Raw genomic sequence first — 13,381 nt, 5'->3', positions numbered from 1 at the left:
CGAGGTGTCCGGTGCAGTGCACGAAGTACCACGAATTACGCCGACGGCCGCTATCTGGGCTCCCACGACTGACTACTTGATTTCTCGTCGCAGTAGCCGCAAGATTCCGACGCCTGCGGGTATCAGGACCCACAGGGTGATTGCGGTCAGCGACTGATACCAGTCGTGTAGCGGATCTGAGCTCGAGATCCTTTCGAACGCCTGCAGCACGTCAAACCACGCCGCGCCATCCCGCAGCACCGCTGAACCGAGAATGCTCAACATCGCCGGCGCTGCGAGCAGCACCGCCACGGCGATCGCAGTCTGCGCGACCAATGCACCCACAGCCGAGCCCATCACCGCCATCAGCAGACACACGACGACGGTGCCGCGAAGCGTCTGTTCGAGACCGTCGGAGTTGATCGACTCCCCGGAAGCAGCGCCGATCACGAGGGCGGTCGACATCGCTGCGACGAGAGCAGCGGCGATCGCACCCATGGTCAGGGTCATCGCTGCAATGAACTTCGCTGCGATGACGCGCACGCGGCGCGGCGTCAACGTAAACGTGGTGAGGGCGGTCCGCTGGGTAAATTCGCCGGTCATCGCCATCAGCGCGATCACCGGCGCGATCATGCCGGACGCCTGGATGGGGCCCTGGATGAAGTCGGACATCACCAGCTCGCCGTCGCGTTCGACGAATCCTTGCCCGATCGCGATCGCCAGCGCGAGGCCGACCACGCAAATGAGCAGCGCCCGCCCGGCTCGGGTGTCCACCATCTTGCGGAACTCAACATTGAGCAGGGTCGTGCCCGATGGCGGTGCGATCGGTGGGGTCGATTGAGTTATTGATTGTTCAGACATGGTTGTCATTGCTGGCTCCTATACCGGTGGTCGCGTGGCCGGTCAGTTCGAAGAAGATTTCTTCGAGCCCGGCTGCTTCGTTTTCTCGTAGTTCGATGAGGATCTGTCCGGCCGACGCTGCGACCCGCCCAACCTGCTCGGGAGTCGCGTCGATCAAGAACGCACCGTCGTCGGTGCGTTCGATGGATAGGCCCTGGCTGCGCATTGCGCGGTTAAGGCCATCGGGATCCGTCCCGCGGGCGACGGTCCCGCGGTGATGTAACAGTTCCTGCAGCGCACCTTGGGCGACGACCCGACCGTGTTCGATGACGACGAGGTGGTCGGCCGTTGCCTGGATTTCGCCGAGCAGATGGCTCGACAGCAACACCGTGCCGCCCCGTCCGGCGAAGTCTCGCAGCAGGCTGCGCATCCACCGGATGCCCGCGGGGTCCATGCCGTTGGCCGGCTCGTCCAAGATCAGCATCTGTGGGTACCCGAGTAGTGCGCTTGCAATTCCCAGCCGCTGGCGCATCCCGAGCGAATAGGTCCCGACGCGGCGACGTGCAGCGTCGGCGATATCGACCTGCTCGAGCATTTCTGTCGCTCTGCGCCGCGGCAGGCCCATCACGCGGGCGGCGAGGCTGAGGGTTTCCAATCCGGTCCGCCCGGGATGCTGAGCAGCGGCGTCCAGCATGACCCCGACCAACCGACCGGGGTTGGGCAGGTCGGCGTACTGTGATCCGCCAATCGTTGCCCGGCCGGACGTGGGTGAACTCAGCCCGGTGAGCATGCGTAGCGCGGTGGACTTTCCAGCGCCGTTCGGCCCGAGGAATCCGGTAATGGTGCCGGGCTCGCACTGAAAACTGACGTCGTCCACGGCCGTGACGTGACCGTATCGTTTCGTGAGATGCTCTGCGGTAATCATGCCGCCCAGCCTGACGCCGGGCGGGGCCGTGACACATCGGCGTTTTGGTGAACAACTGGCCCTACGAAAGTAGGGGTGTGGGTAAGACGATCGATGGGTGCAACTCGAAGCGGCCAGGCCGTACGGTGAATGAGTGGCGATCGACGGGTGGACGAGTGGGATGCGTCAGTGGTGGGGACGCGCCGGCGGCCGCGTCCTCGACGTCGTCTTCATCGTCGCGTGCACCGCGATAGCCGCGGATCAGATTCATACTGGTCACGCCTCGGGCCTCGTCACGAACTCCGCGGTGTCGATTGCGCTGGCTGCCGCGGCGGTGGTGTCGCTGTGGTGGCGCCGTTCGCGCACGGTGCTAGTCACGATGCTCGCGGTCGTGGTTTTGGGGGTCACCGGGCTCTACGGTTTCGCGGTCGTCGCGCTCTTCACCCTGGCCATGGCAAGACGAGACCGCACGCTCGTGATGCTCACGGTTGCAGCCTGGGGCGCGGCGCTCATCGGCACTGCTGGATCCGACGGACTAGATGCCGGGGCGATCGCCGGCATTACGGTCATTGTCGGACTCGCGGTGTTGGCCGGTGGCTACCTTGGCGTACGGCGAGACCTACTGGAATCACTGCGAACACAGGTCAGACAAGCCCAAGCCGAACGTGATCTACGAGATCGGCAGGCACAGATCTCGGAGCGCACCCGTATCGCCGGCGAGATGCACGACATCCTGGCGCACAAGGTATCGCTTATCGCGCTGCATGCCGGAAGCCTGGAAGTAAATCCCGCCGCTGGGCCCTCCGAGGTTGAACGTGCCGCAGCACTCATCGGCAGCACGGCGCGCCAGGCCCTAGGGGATCTGCGCGATGTCCTGGGCGTACTGCGCACCGATCAGTCGGCCGGCGGTGATGATCTCGCGCCACAGCCGGGGCTCGTAGATATCGAGCGACTGGTGTCCGCATCACGGGCGGCAGGAGTTTCGGTCACGTACGAGTGCGCCCTAACGTCGGTTCCGGATGTCGTAGGGCGTACGGCTTATCGAGTCGTGCAGGAGGCCTTGACGAACGTACACAAACATGCGGCGGGGGCGCGCGCTTCGGTCTGTATCAAGGCCGCGTCCGAACACGAGGTCGACGTTCAGGTGTTGAATGGGGTGCCGTCGGCGGATCGCGCATCGTTGCCCGGGTCCGGATCAGGTCTGGTCGGTTTGCGCGAGCGGGTGGAACTGCTGGGTGGCGTGTTTCAGTCCGGACCTACTGCGGTCGGAGGATGGATGGTGAGCGCACGCATCCCCGGGCGCGGCGTGATTGCATCGGTCGAGGGTGCGGCGACGTGATGATCCGAGTGGCGTTGGTCGATGATGAGTTACTGGTTCGCGCGGGCCTGCGAATGATTTTGCAGGCGGCAGACGACATCGAGGTCGTGGGCGAGGCAAGCGATGGTGATCAGGTGCAGGACCTCGTCGCACGGCACAGTCCGGACGTCCTCCTGATGGACATTCGGATGCCAGGCACCGACGGCTTGTCCGCAACGAGATCCCTGATCGAGTCGGGATCGGCCGCGAAAATCATCGTGCTCACCACGTTCGACCTTGATGATTACGTGTTCCGCGCGCTCTCGGCAGGCGCCAGTGGATTCTTGCTCAAAGACACACCGCCGCGCGAGCTCATTGACGCTGTACGTGTGGTCGCGGACGGGGACGCGATGCTGTCGCCCAAGGTCACCAGATCGATGATTCGGCATTTCGCCGCGGGACGTGACTTGCGCGGGGCGGCAGCGCGTCGTATAGCAGCGCTGACCGCGCGTGAGGTGGAGGTGCTGGCCGAGGTTTCTGCCGGTCGTTCGAATGCTGATATTGCGGGCATCCTGTTCATGAGCGAGGCCACGGTAAAGGCACACGTATCGCGAATCATCGCGAAGCTTGGTGCGACGAACCGTGTGCAAGTAGCGATCGTCGGGCACGACGCCGGCCTCGGTGCCGATTCAGACCGGTAACGCTCATCAGCGGCGACGAATTGGTTGGCCCGGTTGGCGCTGCTTACCTGCGAGTTGCCCGAAGCGACCAGGTCCAGTTATCTTGTGCTGAGTTGCTCAATAGGACTCACTGGTTGCGTCGATCGGCCCCAGGTGTGTCCGTGTGACGGCAAATGGACGGAATTCAAGGCGAGAGGCAGCCATATGAGGTACGCGGAAGCGCCCACCACGCGGGCCGAGATCGATATCAACGCATCGGCAGAGGCAGTGTGGTCACTCGTGACCGACCTGCAGATTCCATCGGCCACTAGTGCAGAGTTCAAGGGCGCCGACTGGCTGGACGGGGTGAGCGAACCGTCCGTCGGCGCACGGTTTGTCGGACGAAACGCGCACGAGGCGATCGGTGAGTGGGAAACGACCTGCGTCGTGAGCGTCGCGGACAAGCCGCATGAATTCGCCTATGTCGTTGGCGATCGTGACAACCCGGGGGCGGTGTGGCGCTACCTGATCGAGCCACTGTCGGGCGCGCACAGCGTCAAACTCACCCAGATCGCACAGATCGGCCCCGGTCCCTCCGGGCTCTCTCCGGCTATCGAGAGGATGCCGGAGAAGGAGGAGCGGATCGTGGCTCGTCGCCTGAAAGAACATCATGCGGGCATCTCTGCCAACCTTGCGCACATCAAGCTGCTCGCCGAGCAGGGGGTATGAGCGCGATGCGGATCGGGATCAACGTTGCGCCGCACACACCCGAGGGGGTACGGCTGGCGCTGGAGGCCGACGCGATGGGGGTCGATTCACTGTGGACAGCCGAGGCATGGGGATACGATGCGCTGACACCGCTCGCGATGCTTGCCGGCCGCACCCAACATGCGCGGCTGATTAGCGGCATCGCGCAACTCGGCGCTCGAACACCAGCGATGCTGGCGATGTCTGCCATGTCGCTGCAGGCGATGTCCGAGGGCCGCTTCGTGCTGGGACTGGGTGTCAGCGGTCCGCAGGTCGTGGAAGGCTGGCACGGAGTTCCGTTCGCCAAACCGATCCAGCGCACCCGAGAGACGATCGAGATCGTGCGGATGATTCTCGCTGGTGATCGGGCGGCGTACGACGGTAAGACCTATCAACTACCGCTGCCGGGCGGCGAAGGCCGCAGCATTCGGTCGATGGCTCCGACACCGGTGCATGTGCCCATCTGGCTCGCCGCACTTGGGCCAGCCAATCTCCGACTCACGGGAGAATTGGCCGACGGATGGATCGGGAACTCATTCATGCCGGGCACGGCAGGTGAGGCGTTGGTTGCGCCCATCGTCGAAGGTGCTGCGAACGCCGGCCGCAGTGCGGATGACGTCGAAATTGCCGTGGCTGTGTCACTGGAGATCGGAACGCAGGAGGAGGTGCCCGCTTTGGCGCGTAAGCACGCAGGCGGGTACGCGTTTACGTTCGGCGCTATGGGGAGTGCAAAGACAAACTTCTACAGCGCTGCGTTCGAACGTCAAGGATTCGGCGAACAGATCGACAAGGTGCATCAGTTGTGGCAATCGGGGGACAAACAGGCGGCCGCAGATGCCGTGCCGGCCGAGATTGGTCTGGGCACGAACCTGGTGGGCACCGAGCAGATGATCGCCGATCAGCTCGCGGCATACTCAGCCGCCGGAGTTGGTCTGTTGCGGGTGAGCCTCGTAGGCGAGACGACCGACGAGAAATTGCGCGCCCTTGGCACGCTGCTGGAAATTGCTAACTGACCCAGACGGGTAAGGTCGACCCGTGCGCGTAGTGATCATGGCCGTCGGTAGCCGAGGGGACGTCGCGCCTTTCACCGGGCTGGCGCAGCGGCTCCGCAATGAAGGCCACGAGGTCGTGATCGCGACCCATCGACTGTTCGAGGAGATGGTGTCCAGCAGCGGGAGCGAGTTCGCACCGTTGCCGATGGATACCAATGAGGAATTGAATGCCCGTCTCGCCCGCGGCGGCGTGAGCAGCCCCGTGAAGGTCGTGCAGGCATTCAACCGAATGCTCGTTGAGAACGCTCCCGAGGCCGCGGAGGCAATGCAGACAGCGCTGAAATCGGCAGATGTCGCGATGCTGACACCCGGCGCCTGGATCGGCGCCCATATTGCAGAAGCGCTATCTGTGGCGAGCGTTGGCGCCTACTTGCAGCCGATGAGCCCCACGCGGGAGTTCCCGCCGCCGACGTTAGGCACCCGGAGCCTCGGCGGTTGGGCTAACTACCGGTCCGCGGAAATGCTGCGCAGCCTAGGCCAGCGCCCGTATCGCGGGTTTATCCGAGAGCTGCGCCAGAGCCTGGGACTACCACCGATCACGACCCGTCGCTGGTTCGCGGAACTTGAGCGGCAGCGTTGGCCGATCTGTCACGGTTTTAGTCCGCATGTAGTCCCGCAGCCGGCCGACTGGCCACCCTGGCATCGACCGGTCGGCTACTGGTGGCCCGCCACTGATTCTGCGTACACGCCGGATGCTCGACTGGCGGACTTTATCTCCGCTGGGGAGCGTCCGATATATGTGGGGTTCGGCAGTATGCCATCCAGCGATGGCCGGGCTTTGTCGCAGATGGTAGCGGCGGCAGTGAAGGAATCCGGTGTGCGTGCTGTAGTGCATGCCGGGTGGGCCGAGCTCGAACTGACCGGCGATAACGTGTTGACCGTGTCCGATGTGCCGCATGACTGGCTGTTTCCGCAGATGGCGGCAGTGGTGCACCACGCCGGGGCCGGTACGACCGCTGCCGGCCTGCGAGCCGGGGTACCAACGCTCGCCGTTCCGCACATGATGGATCAACCATTCTGGGCACAGCGGATCCATCGCCTCGGGGCAGGGCCCGAACCGATCCCGTTTCGACGACTGAGTGCGAGCCGGCTGTCGGACGGATTGCGCGAGGTGAGGGCGAACCCTGCGTACCGCACTGCTGCGCGACGACTGTCCGATCTGCTTGCCTGCGAAGACGGGGCGCGCGGCGTGCTTGAGACCCTAGAGGCGCTCTGATCGCACGACGGCGTTAGTAGGTGTGGCACAGCATCACGAACCGGGACACAGAATGGGATAGCACCGATGACGTTGGCAATCTTTGACTGCGATGGTGTTCTCGTCGACAGCGAGATGCTGGCGTGCCAGGCGCAAAGTGATTCATTGCGAGAGCGCGGCTTCGACCTCAGCGCAGACGATGTTGCCGCGCGATACATAGGAATCTCCTCTGCTGATATGCGGACCGATCTAGAACGACGATTCGCTCGTGGATTGCCGGCCGATCACGAAGAACGGGCAGCGGCGCGTCTGCGGAACCTATTCGTGTCTCAGTTACGGGCTATACCTGGGATTCCGGACGTGCTCGACGTCGTGAAGAGTATGGGGATTGCCAGCTGTATCGCGTCTGGATCGGCGCTTGACCGCATCGCTCTGGCACTGAAAGTCACCGGGCTCGCTTCGCGGTTCGATGGTCCTGTTTACTCCGCGACGATGGTGGGGCGCGGTAAGCCGGCCCCCGATCTGTTCTTATACGCCGCGGCCGAGATGGGGTACGAGCCCGGCGAGTGCATCGTGATCGAGGACAGCGTGCCTGGTGTCCAGGCTGCATGCGCTGCGGGCATGCCGGTGATCGGCTTCAGTGGCGCGTCGCACTGCGGTCCGGGCCATGCCGCGCGATTGCGCGATGCAGGCGCTGAGGAAGTGGCTGGTGATTCGGCCCAGTTGACAGCAAAACTCCGAGACTTCTAACTCCTAGAGATTCCTTCGCAATCAATTAGATAGGCCGCTATATGCCCTCTCGTATATGTAATATGACAGGTAACATAATGGGCTAACGGGCCGGGAGAGAGACGATGCCTCAGAGAAGCGACACCCGGCAGCGGATGGTGCGCAGCACCGTTGAATTACTGCGCGAACGTGGCGCTACCGCGACGACCATCGACAGGGTCCTGGCCGACAGCGGCGCGCCCCGCGGTTCGGTCTACCATCATTTCCCCGGTGGCCGATCGCAACTGGTGCGCGAAGCCGTCGCAACGGCGACCGTGCCAATGGTGACGGCCATCGAGAGCGCCGCGGAGAACGACAACGTGGTCGAGGCCGTGGAGGGATTGTTCGCTGGCTGGCGGGTCGGGGTGGTGGAGGGTGACTACCGCTCGGGCTGTCCGATCGTCGCGGCCGCCGTCGAGACTAACGACGATGCGCCCGAGATAGCCGAATCCGCTGGTACTGCATTTGGTCAGTGGTGTGACGCGCTGGCGAAGTTGCTGCAGAACTTCGGTATATCCGTAGAACGCAGCCGAGTCCTGGCGTTCACGATCATTGGCGCTCAAGAAGGCGCGTTGGTGCTGAGCCGTGCGATGCGAAGCACTGAGCCACTGGACGCCGTTCGAGACGAGATCAGCAAGCTCCTCGCGAACGCGGTGGGCGAGACTGAAAATGTCCCGGAACACCACGGGGACGACAAGAGTGAATGACCGAAGGGGCTAGGAACCTTGAGCGCAGACACGACCTCCGGAGTCGACTTCTCCACCATGTCAGGCCTGGAGACGCTTCGATGGATTAAGGATCGCGGACCAGAAGACGGTCCGGGGATCAACCGCCTCATCGGGATGCAGTTCGATGAGGTTGAGTTCGGTCGCGTCGTGATGTCATTGACGACGCAGCCAAATTTTGGCAATCCACTAGGCACAGTGCATGGGGGAATCGCGGCGACGTTGCTCGACTCCGTTGTCGGATGTGCTGTACACAGCACAATGGACGCCGGAGTGAGTTACACGACGCTCGAACTGAAGGTGAATTACATCCGCGCTGCTCGCACCGACGGGCAGAAGCTGATTGGCGAGGGAGACACCATTCACGTCGGCAGGCGTACGGCGACCGCCGAAGGCAGAGTGCTCGACGAGCACGGCAACCTCATCGCCCACGCGACTACGACCTGCATCGTCCTGCGGTAACCGCCGCTGCGGTGAATGTTAATCTGAGTCGACGTTCTCAGGGCGGGGTGGAACTCCCCACCGGCGGTATCCGTACTCGGCAGATCCGAGTACCGAAGCCCGCGAGCGCTGTCGTCTGCTTCGGCGGCAGGTCAGCAGATCCGGTGTGATTCCGGAGCCGACGGTCATAGTCCGGATGAGAGAGAACGCGGTCGGGCAGCGCACACTGTTCGCGCCGTACGCCCTGGGTGACGGTGCGAACAGGAGGAGAAGGATGACGCACCCAACACCCCAAACCAGCCCGCGCATTGCCGTTGTGGCGGCGAACTGGCACGCGGACATCGTCGATCAGGCTACTGATGCTTTCGTCGCTACCCTCGGCGAGCACGCGGTCACGGAGGTCGACTTCTTCCGCGTCCCGGGTGCATTCGAGATCCCGCTGAAGGTACAGCGGCTGGCGAATAGCGGCGAGTACGAAGCCATCGCGTCCTGTGCCTTCGTCGTGAACGGCGGCATCTACCGCCACGAGTTTGTGGCGTCTACGGTGCTCGACGGGCTGATGCGAGTGCAACTCGACACGGGGGTGCCGGTGTTCTCGGCGGTGTTGACGCCGTGGAACTTCCACGAGAGCGACGATCATCGCGACTTCTTCCGTGCTCATTTCGTCACCAAGGGACGAGAGTTGGCACGCACGGTTCTGCAGACCCTCGAGGTCGAGACAGCGTAGGCGCACCGCGAGCGCAATCGTCGGCACGAGCGGGAAGAACGAGTCTCACTCGTGCCGACGATCCACGTGATGCTTTCGCGGCTAACGCAACGAGTAGCAGAATGCTCGGATGTCTTCAGCCGTGGCGTCATTGACCTCGGGCGCGGCAGCTGGCGCAACCAAGATGTCACCGCCGTGCGTCGTACCGGGCGTCACGCGGCCGCGCGCCGCTACGTTCGCCGCCCATAACTTGCGTAGGAAGTGCAGGCCTTCGTCGCGCAACGGGTCGAGTTCATTCACTGAGATGACCGTGGGCGGGAAGCCGACCAGATCCTCGCTGGTCGCGTTGAGCGGCCATGCGAGTGGATTGTTCAGGTTCGCGCCGTCAGGATCGTAGGCGCGCACCAGGATCGACATCATGTCGCAGCGCAGGAAGTAGCCGTTGTTCTCATGCAGCGACGTGAGCGCTTCCGGCTGCTGGGCGTACGCGCCGGACACATACGGACATTCGGCGTAGACCCCACTGATTCGGTCGCTCCAGCCTTCGCGGTTGGCGGTGATCGTGCTCGCGATGGTGAGATTTCCGCCGCCTGACTCGCCCGAGACAACCAGGTTCCCGATGCCCAGGTCGGCCGCGTTGTCCAGGGTGTACTTCAGCCCGGCCACGCAGTCGGAAAGGCCGGCGGGGAAGGGATACGGACCGAGCTTTCCGGCGCCGTTACGGTATTCGACGCCGACCACCACCAGCCCGGTGGCGGCCATGCGATCGCGCCACCATACGTACTCCGCGCCCGCCGCAGACAGCAACACCATCCCGCCGCCGTGGATGTGGTAGACGCCGGGCAGCGGCCCGGAGCCATCGGTGGGTCGGTGGATGTAGAGGGTGATCTCGTTGTCGTCGCCGCCCTTGACGGTCAAGGTTTCGCGAGTAACGCCTTCGACGGGCGCCACGTTCGCGAAAATGGCGCCGAACAGCCCGGTGAATCCTTCCTCCGCGGCATCGACGAACGACAGCACCTCCTCGATCGGAGCGTCAGCCGATACCGGTGGCGGTTCACCGTTGCTATCGAGCCCGAACGAGGCGAGCGTGGCAAGCATGCGGGGATCAATGCGGGGGTCGGTGGCGAGTGATCGGTCGGGATCGCCGAGGCGACCGGGCAGGTCGGGCATGTTCGTCCTCCTTGAGTGATGTACATCTCATCGAACCACGCGTTCTAGAGACGGACAACCCGGCGGGATAGGCCCGGCGGACGTCGTCTGCGCACATCTGACCGATCGCCCGCATCACGAGGGGGGCGAGGGTCAAGAACCGCGCCGGGCAGTAAGCATCCCCTGGCGACGTACCCCTGGATCCGTGCGTGCGCGGCCGTCGGTCACGACGAACCCAGCGTCCTGCACACGCGAGGCAAGTTCGTCCATCGGCCAGTAGTACGCCGTCGTCACGGCGTGCTCGAACGCGACCAATTCGGGCCCCTCGAAGAACCCGAGTGCCAGCCCACCGTGAGGCCGCAGGCACCGCGCGAACTCATCCAACGCGGCCGCGATCTCGTGCGGCGCGGTATGGATGAGGGAGCACCACGCGAGAATTCCCCCGACGCTCGCATCGGCTAACTCCAGTTGTTCTGCTCGTCCTACGCTGAACGTGCAGGTCGGATAGCGCTGCCGGGCGGCATCGACGAATGCGGATACCGGGTCAATACCGCGCACATCGATACTGTTCTGGGCCAGAAAATTCGTCCACTGACCTGGTCCGCATCCGACGTCGATCACCGGACCATCGAGGCCTGTGGCCCAGTCGAGAACGAACTGGCGATCAGCAGCTGCGGCCGAATCGATCGTGCCGAACAGATTGATGTACTCCGCCGATCGGGCGGTATACGCGTCTCGCACTCGGCTGAAGGGCATCGCCAGAGGATAGCGGACACCCGCGTGCCGTACGCGGACACCCGCGTGCCGTACGCGGACACGCGGCGGTGCGCGCATACTGCGAATGCGCCGCGAGAGTACGCTCCCACCGCTATTGTGTGCGGATCGCGCGTGCGCATCCGAGAGAGGAACTGCGGTGAGTACACCAACCAGCGAGCGGTCGCCGATCCGCGAGATCACTATTCGCGGCATCATCCTTGGCGGCATCATCACCTTGATCTTTACCGCGGCCAACGTGTACCTCGGTCTGAAAGTGGGGTTGACGTTCGCGACGTCGATCCCGGCAGCGGTCATCTCGATGGCAGTCTTGCGCTACTTCAAGGGTCACACGATTGTCGAGAACAACATCGTGCAGACCATCGCCTCCTCGGCCGGCACGCTCTCAGCCATCATCTTCGTCCTACCGGGCCTGGTCATGGTCGGCTGGTGGACCGGGTTCCCCTACTGGATAACGCTTCTCGTCTGCGCCCTCGGCGGAATCCTCGGCGTGATGTACTCGATCCCGCTGCGCCGCACACTGGTGACCGGATCCGACCTGCCGTATCCCGAGGGTGTTGCCGCAGCGGAGGTGCTCAAAGTCGGTGACACCGAGCGCGGTGCTCAGGAGAACCGGGGCGGGCTGCGATTGATCGTGCTCGGCGGGCTCGCGTCGGCCGGATATGCGCTGTTGGCGGGTTTGAAGGTTGTTGCTGGTTCGGTGACCACGGCGTTCAAAGTCGGCGCAGGCGGGACGATGATCGGCGCCAGCATGTCGATGGCGCTCATTGGGATCGGTCACCTCGTGGGGATTTCGGTCGGCATCGCGATGATCGTCGGTCTGTTGATCGCGTACGGCGTCCTGCTGCCGGTGCAGACTTCAGGAGAACTGGGCGGGATCCCGCTCGAGGACGGCGTGAATTCGATCTTCGCCAATGACGTTCGCTTCATCGGCGCGGGAGCGATCGCGATCGCAGCGATCTGGACCCTGGTGAAGATGCTCGCGCCAATTGCCCGCGGAATCAAAGATGCAGCGACTTCTGCTCGTAAACGGCGCGCCGGATCGAGCGTCGAGATCACCGAGCGGGACATCCCGATCAACATCGTCGGCGGCGTCATCGTGGTCTCGCTGATCCCGATCGGATTCTTGCTGTGGGACTTCGTGGCCGGTAGTGCACTGCAAGGACACAGCGGGGGGATCGTCGCCACCGCGCTGATCTTTATCTTCGTCATCGGTCTGCTGGTGGCGTCCGTGTGTGGTTACATGGCCGGTCTCATCGGCTCGTCGAACAGTCCCATTTCCGGTGTGGGAATTCTGGTCGCGCTGCTGGCTGCACTGCTGTTGAAACTTACGTTTGGCGACATGTCGAACGGTGAGCTCACCGGATTGGTGGCGTTCACCATCTTCACGTCGGCGGTCGTGTTCGGTGTCGCCACCATCTCGAACGACAATCTGCAAGACCTCAAGACTGGTCAGCTAGTTGGCGCGACGCCATGGAAGCAGCAAGTCGCATTGATCATCGGAGTTGTGTTTGGGTCGCTGATCATTCCGCCGATTCTCGACCTGATGATGACGGCGTTCGGGTTCCAGGGGGCACCTGGCGCGGGGCCGGATGCGTTGGCCGCTCCGCAGGCAGCGTTGATCTCCTCGCTCGTGAATGGCGTGTTCGGCGGATCCATTGACTGGGGACTGATTGGGCTCGGTGCGGCTATTGGCGCTGTGGTGATCATTATCGACGAGGTGCTCGGTAAGACCTCCAAGTTCCGGCTGCCACCGCTTGCGGTCGGTATGGGCATGTATTTGCCGATTTCGCTGACCCTCATCATCCCGATTGGCGCGTTCCTCGGGCACTTCTACGACAAGTGGGCGAGCAATTCCGGTGGGAACGCTGAGCGGAAGAAGCGGATGGGCGTATTGGTCGCGACGGGCCTCATCGTCGGCGAGAGTCTGTTCGGCGTAATTTTCGCCGGCATCGTGGCTGCGACCGGAAACGATTCGCCGCTGGCGATTGTGGGCGATGGGTTCACCGGATGGGCCGTTGGGCTTGGCATCGCCCTGTTCGTCGTACTGACGCTGGGGCTGTACCAGCGCACTCGAAAGATCGCTTCTCAGGAGCCTGCATCGACTGGCAACCCGTAACCTCGGCACCGAGACGCATTCGGTGA

Annotated in this window: 14 protein-coding genes and 1 riboswitch; of the genes, 10 read left to right on the top strand and 4 right to left on the bottom strand. The window is 63.4% G+C overall.

Annotated elements, in window-relative coordinates:
* Nucleotides 1-72: 72 nt before the first annotated feature.
* Nucleotides 73-849 (bottom strand): hypothetical protein, encoded by a 777-nt coding sequence (locus E1H16_RS09285; RefSeq protein ID WP_134323393.1) that lies wholly within the window; start codon nt 847-849, stop codon nt 73-75.
* On the bottom strand, nt 833-1,744 hold the full coding sequence (locus tag E1H16_RS09280; protein ID WP_134323392.1) for an ABC transporter ATP-binding protein: 912 nt from the start codon (nt 1,742-1,744) through the stop codon (nt 833-835). The genes E1H16_RS09285 and E1H16_RS09280 overlap by 17 nt, the downstream gene beginning before the upstream one ends.
* 133 nt (nt 1,745-1,877) lie before the next feature.
* Here E1H16_RS09280 and E1H16_RS09275 point away from each other — a divergent pair, with 133 nt between their 5' ends.
* The 9 genes from E1H16_RS09275 to E1H16_RS09235 all read left to right on the top strand — a co-directional run bounded on the left by E1H16_RS09275 (nt 1,878) and on the right by E1H16_RS09235 (nt 9,334).
* Nucleotides 1,878-3,062 carry a sensor histidine kinase gene (locus E1H16_RS09275; protein ID WP_134323391.1) on the top strand — a complete coding sequence of 395 codons (1,185 nt, stop codon included), beginning with the start codon at nt 1,878-1,880 and terminating at the stop codon, nt 3,060-3,062.
* Entirely contained in the window at nt 3,062-3,721 is a 660-nt protein-coding gene (locus E1H16_RS09270; protein WP_134323589.1) for a response regulator transcription factor, read from the top strand. The genes E1H16_RS09275 and E1H16_RS09270 overlap by 1 nt, the downstream gene beginning before the upstream one ends.
* A 183-nt stretch (nt 3,722-3,904) precedes the next feature.
* A complete protein-coding gene (locus E1H16_RS09265) occupies nt 3,905-4,408 on the top strand; it encodes an SRPBCC family protein (RefSeq protein WP_134323390.1) in 504 nt (167 codons plus the stop codon).
* The gene (locus E1H16_RS09260; RefSeq protein ID WP_243837807.1) at nt 4,405-5,439 is read left to right on the top strand and encodes an LLM class flavin-dependent oxidoreductase; all 1,035 of its coding nucleotides are present in this window, start codon (nt 4,405-4,407) and stop codon (nt 5,437-5,439) included. Before E1H16_RS09265 ends, E1H16_RS09260 begins: the two co-directional genes overlap by 4 nt.
* Nucleotides 5,440-5,461: 22 nt before the next feature.
* Nucleotides 5,462-6,694 carry a glycosyltransferase gene (locus E1H16_RS09255; RefSeq protein WP_134323389.1) on the top strand — a complete coding sequence of 411 codons (1,233 nt, stop codon included), beginning with the start codon at nt 5,462-5,464 and terminating at the stop codon, nt 6,692-6,694.
* A gap of 66 nt (nt 6,695-6,760) precedes the next feature.
* Nucleotides 6,761-7,423 (top strand): HAD family hydrolase, encoded by a 663-nt coding sequence (locus tag E1H16_RS09250; protein WP_134323388.1) that lies wholly within the window; start codon nt 6,761-6,763, stop codon nt 7,421-7,423.
* 104 nt (nt 7,424-7,527) lie between these two features.
* Nucleotides 7,528-8,148 (top strand): TetR/AcrR family transcriptional regulator, encoded by a 621-nt coding sequence (locus E1H16_RS09245; protein WP_208378950.1) that lies wholly within the window; start codon nt 7,528-7,530, stop codon nt 8,146-8,148.
* Nucleotides 8,149-8,166: 18 nt separating this feature from the next.
* On the top strand, nt 8,167-8,628 hold the full coding sequence (locus tag E1H16_RS09240) for a PaaI family thioesterase (protein WP_243837806.1): 462 nt from the start codon (nt 8,167-8,169) through the stop codon (nt 8,626-8,628).
* Between the two features lie 29 nt (nt 8,629-8,657).
* Nucleotides 8,658-8,819: riboswitch (FMN riboswitch) on the top strand.
* Nucleotides 8,820-8,881: 62 nt separating this feature from the next.
* Nucleotides 8,882-9,334: a 6,7-dimethyl-8-ribityllumazine synthase gene (locus tag E1H16_RS09235; protein ID WP_134323387.1), complete on the top strand. Its 453-nt coding sequence runs from the start codon at nt 8,882-8,884 to the stop codon at nt 9,332-9,334.
* 81 nt (nt 9,335-9,415) lie between these two features.
* On the opposite strand, the gene E1H16_RS09230 is transcribed toward E1H16_RS09235, so the two are convergent.
* A complete protein-coding gene (locus E1H16_RS09230) occupies nt 9,416-10,483 on the bottom strand; it encodes an alpha/beta hydrolase fold domain-containing protein (RefSeq protein WP_208378949.1) in 1,068 nt (355 codons plus the stop codon).
* A 132-nt stretch (nt 10,484-10,615) separates the two neighbouring features.
* Nucleotides 10,616-11,218, bottom strand: coding sequence for a class I SAM-dependent methyltransferase (locus E1H16_RS09225; protein ID WP_134323386.1), 603 nt, complete (start codon nt 11,216-11,218; stop codon nt 10,616-10,618).
* A gap of 157 nt (nt 11,219-11,375) precedes the next feature.
* Between E1H16_RS09225 and E1H16_RS09220 the strand changes: the two genes are divergently transcribed.
* Nucleotides 11,376-13,355: an OPT family oligopeptide transporter gene (locus E1H16_RS09220; protein WP_243837805.1), complete on the top strand. Its 1,980-nt coding sequence runs from the start codon at nt 11,376-11,378 to the stop codon at nt 13,353-13,355.
* Nucleotides 13,356-13,381 lie beyond the last annotated feature (26 nt).

The sequence above is a fragment of the Cumulibacter soli genome (genome assembly GCF_004382795.1).
GTDB lineage: Bacteria > Actinomycetota > Actinomycetes > Mycobacteriales > Antricoccaceae > Cumulibacter > Cumulibacter soli.
This window is presented reverse-complemented; position numbering and strand designations above follow the sequence as displayed.

What these genes read in the sequence shown, in the direction of transcription:
- E1H16_RS09285 (WP_134323393.1), bottom strand. Translation starts at nt 849, where the DNA reads ATGACAACCATGTCTGAACAATCAATAACTCAATCGACCCCACCGATC.
- E1H16_RS09280 (WP_134323392.1), bottom strand. Translation starts at nt 1,744, where the DNA reads ATGATTACCGCAGAGCATCTCACGAAACGATACGGTCACGTCACGGCC.
- E1H16_RS09245 (WP_208378950.1), top strand. Translation starts at nt 7,528, where the DNA reads ATGCCTCAGAGAAGCGACACCCGGCAGCGGATGGTGCGCAGCACCGTT.
- E1H16_RS09235 (WP_134323387.1), top strand. Translation starts at nt 8,882, where the DNA reads ATGACGCACCCAACACCCCAAACCAGCCCGCGCATTGCCGTTGTGGCG.
- E1H16_RS09260 (WP_243837807.1), top strand. Translation starts at nt 4,405, where the DNA reads ATGAGCGCGATGCGGATCGGGATCAACGTTGCGCCGCACACACCCGAG.
- E1H16_RS09250 (WP_134323388.1), top strand. Translation starts at nt 6,761, where the DNA reads ATGACGTTGGCAATCTTTGACTGCGATGGTGTTCTCGTCGACAGCGAG.
- E1H16_RS09230 (WP_208378949.1), bottom strand. Translation starts at nt 10,483, where the DNA reads ATGCCCGACCTGCCCGGTCGCCTCGGCGATCCCGACCGATCACTCGCC.
- E1H16_RS09225 (WP_134323386.1), bottom strand. Translation starts at nt 11,218, where the DNA reads ATGCCCTTCAGCCGAGTGCGAGACGCGTATACCGCCCGATCGGCGGAG.
- E1H16_RS09265 (WP_134323390.1), top strand. Translation starts at nt 3,905, where the DNA reads ATGAGGTACGCGGAAGCGCCCACCACGCGGGCCGAGATCGATATCAAC.
- E1H16_RS09270 (WP_134323589.1), top strand. Translation starts at nt 3,062, where the DNA reads ATGATCCGAGTGGCGTTGGTCGATGATGAGTTACTGGTTCGCGCGGGC.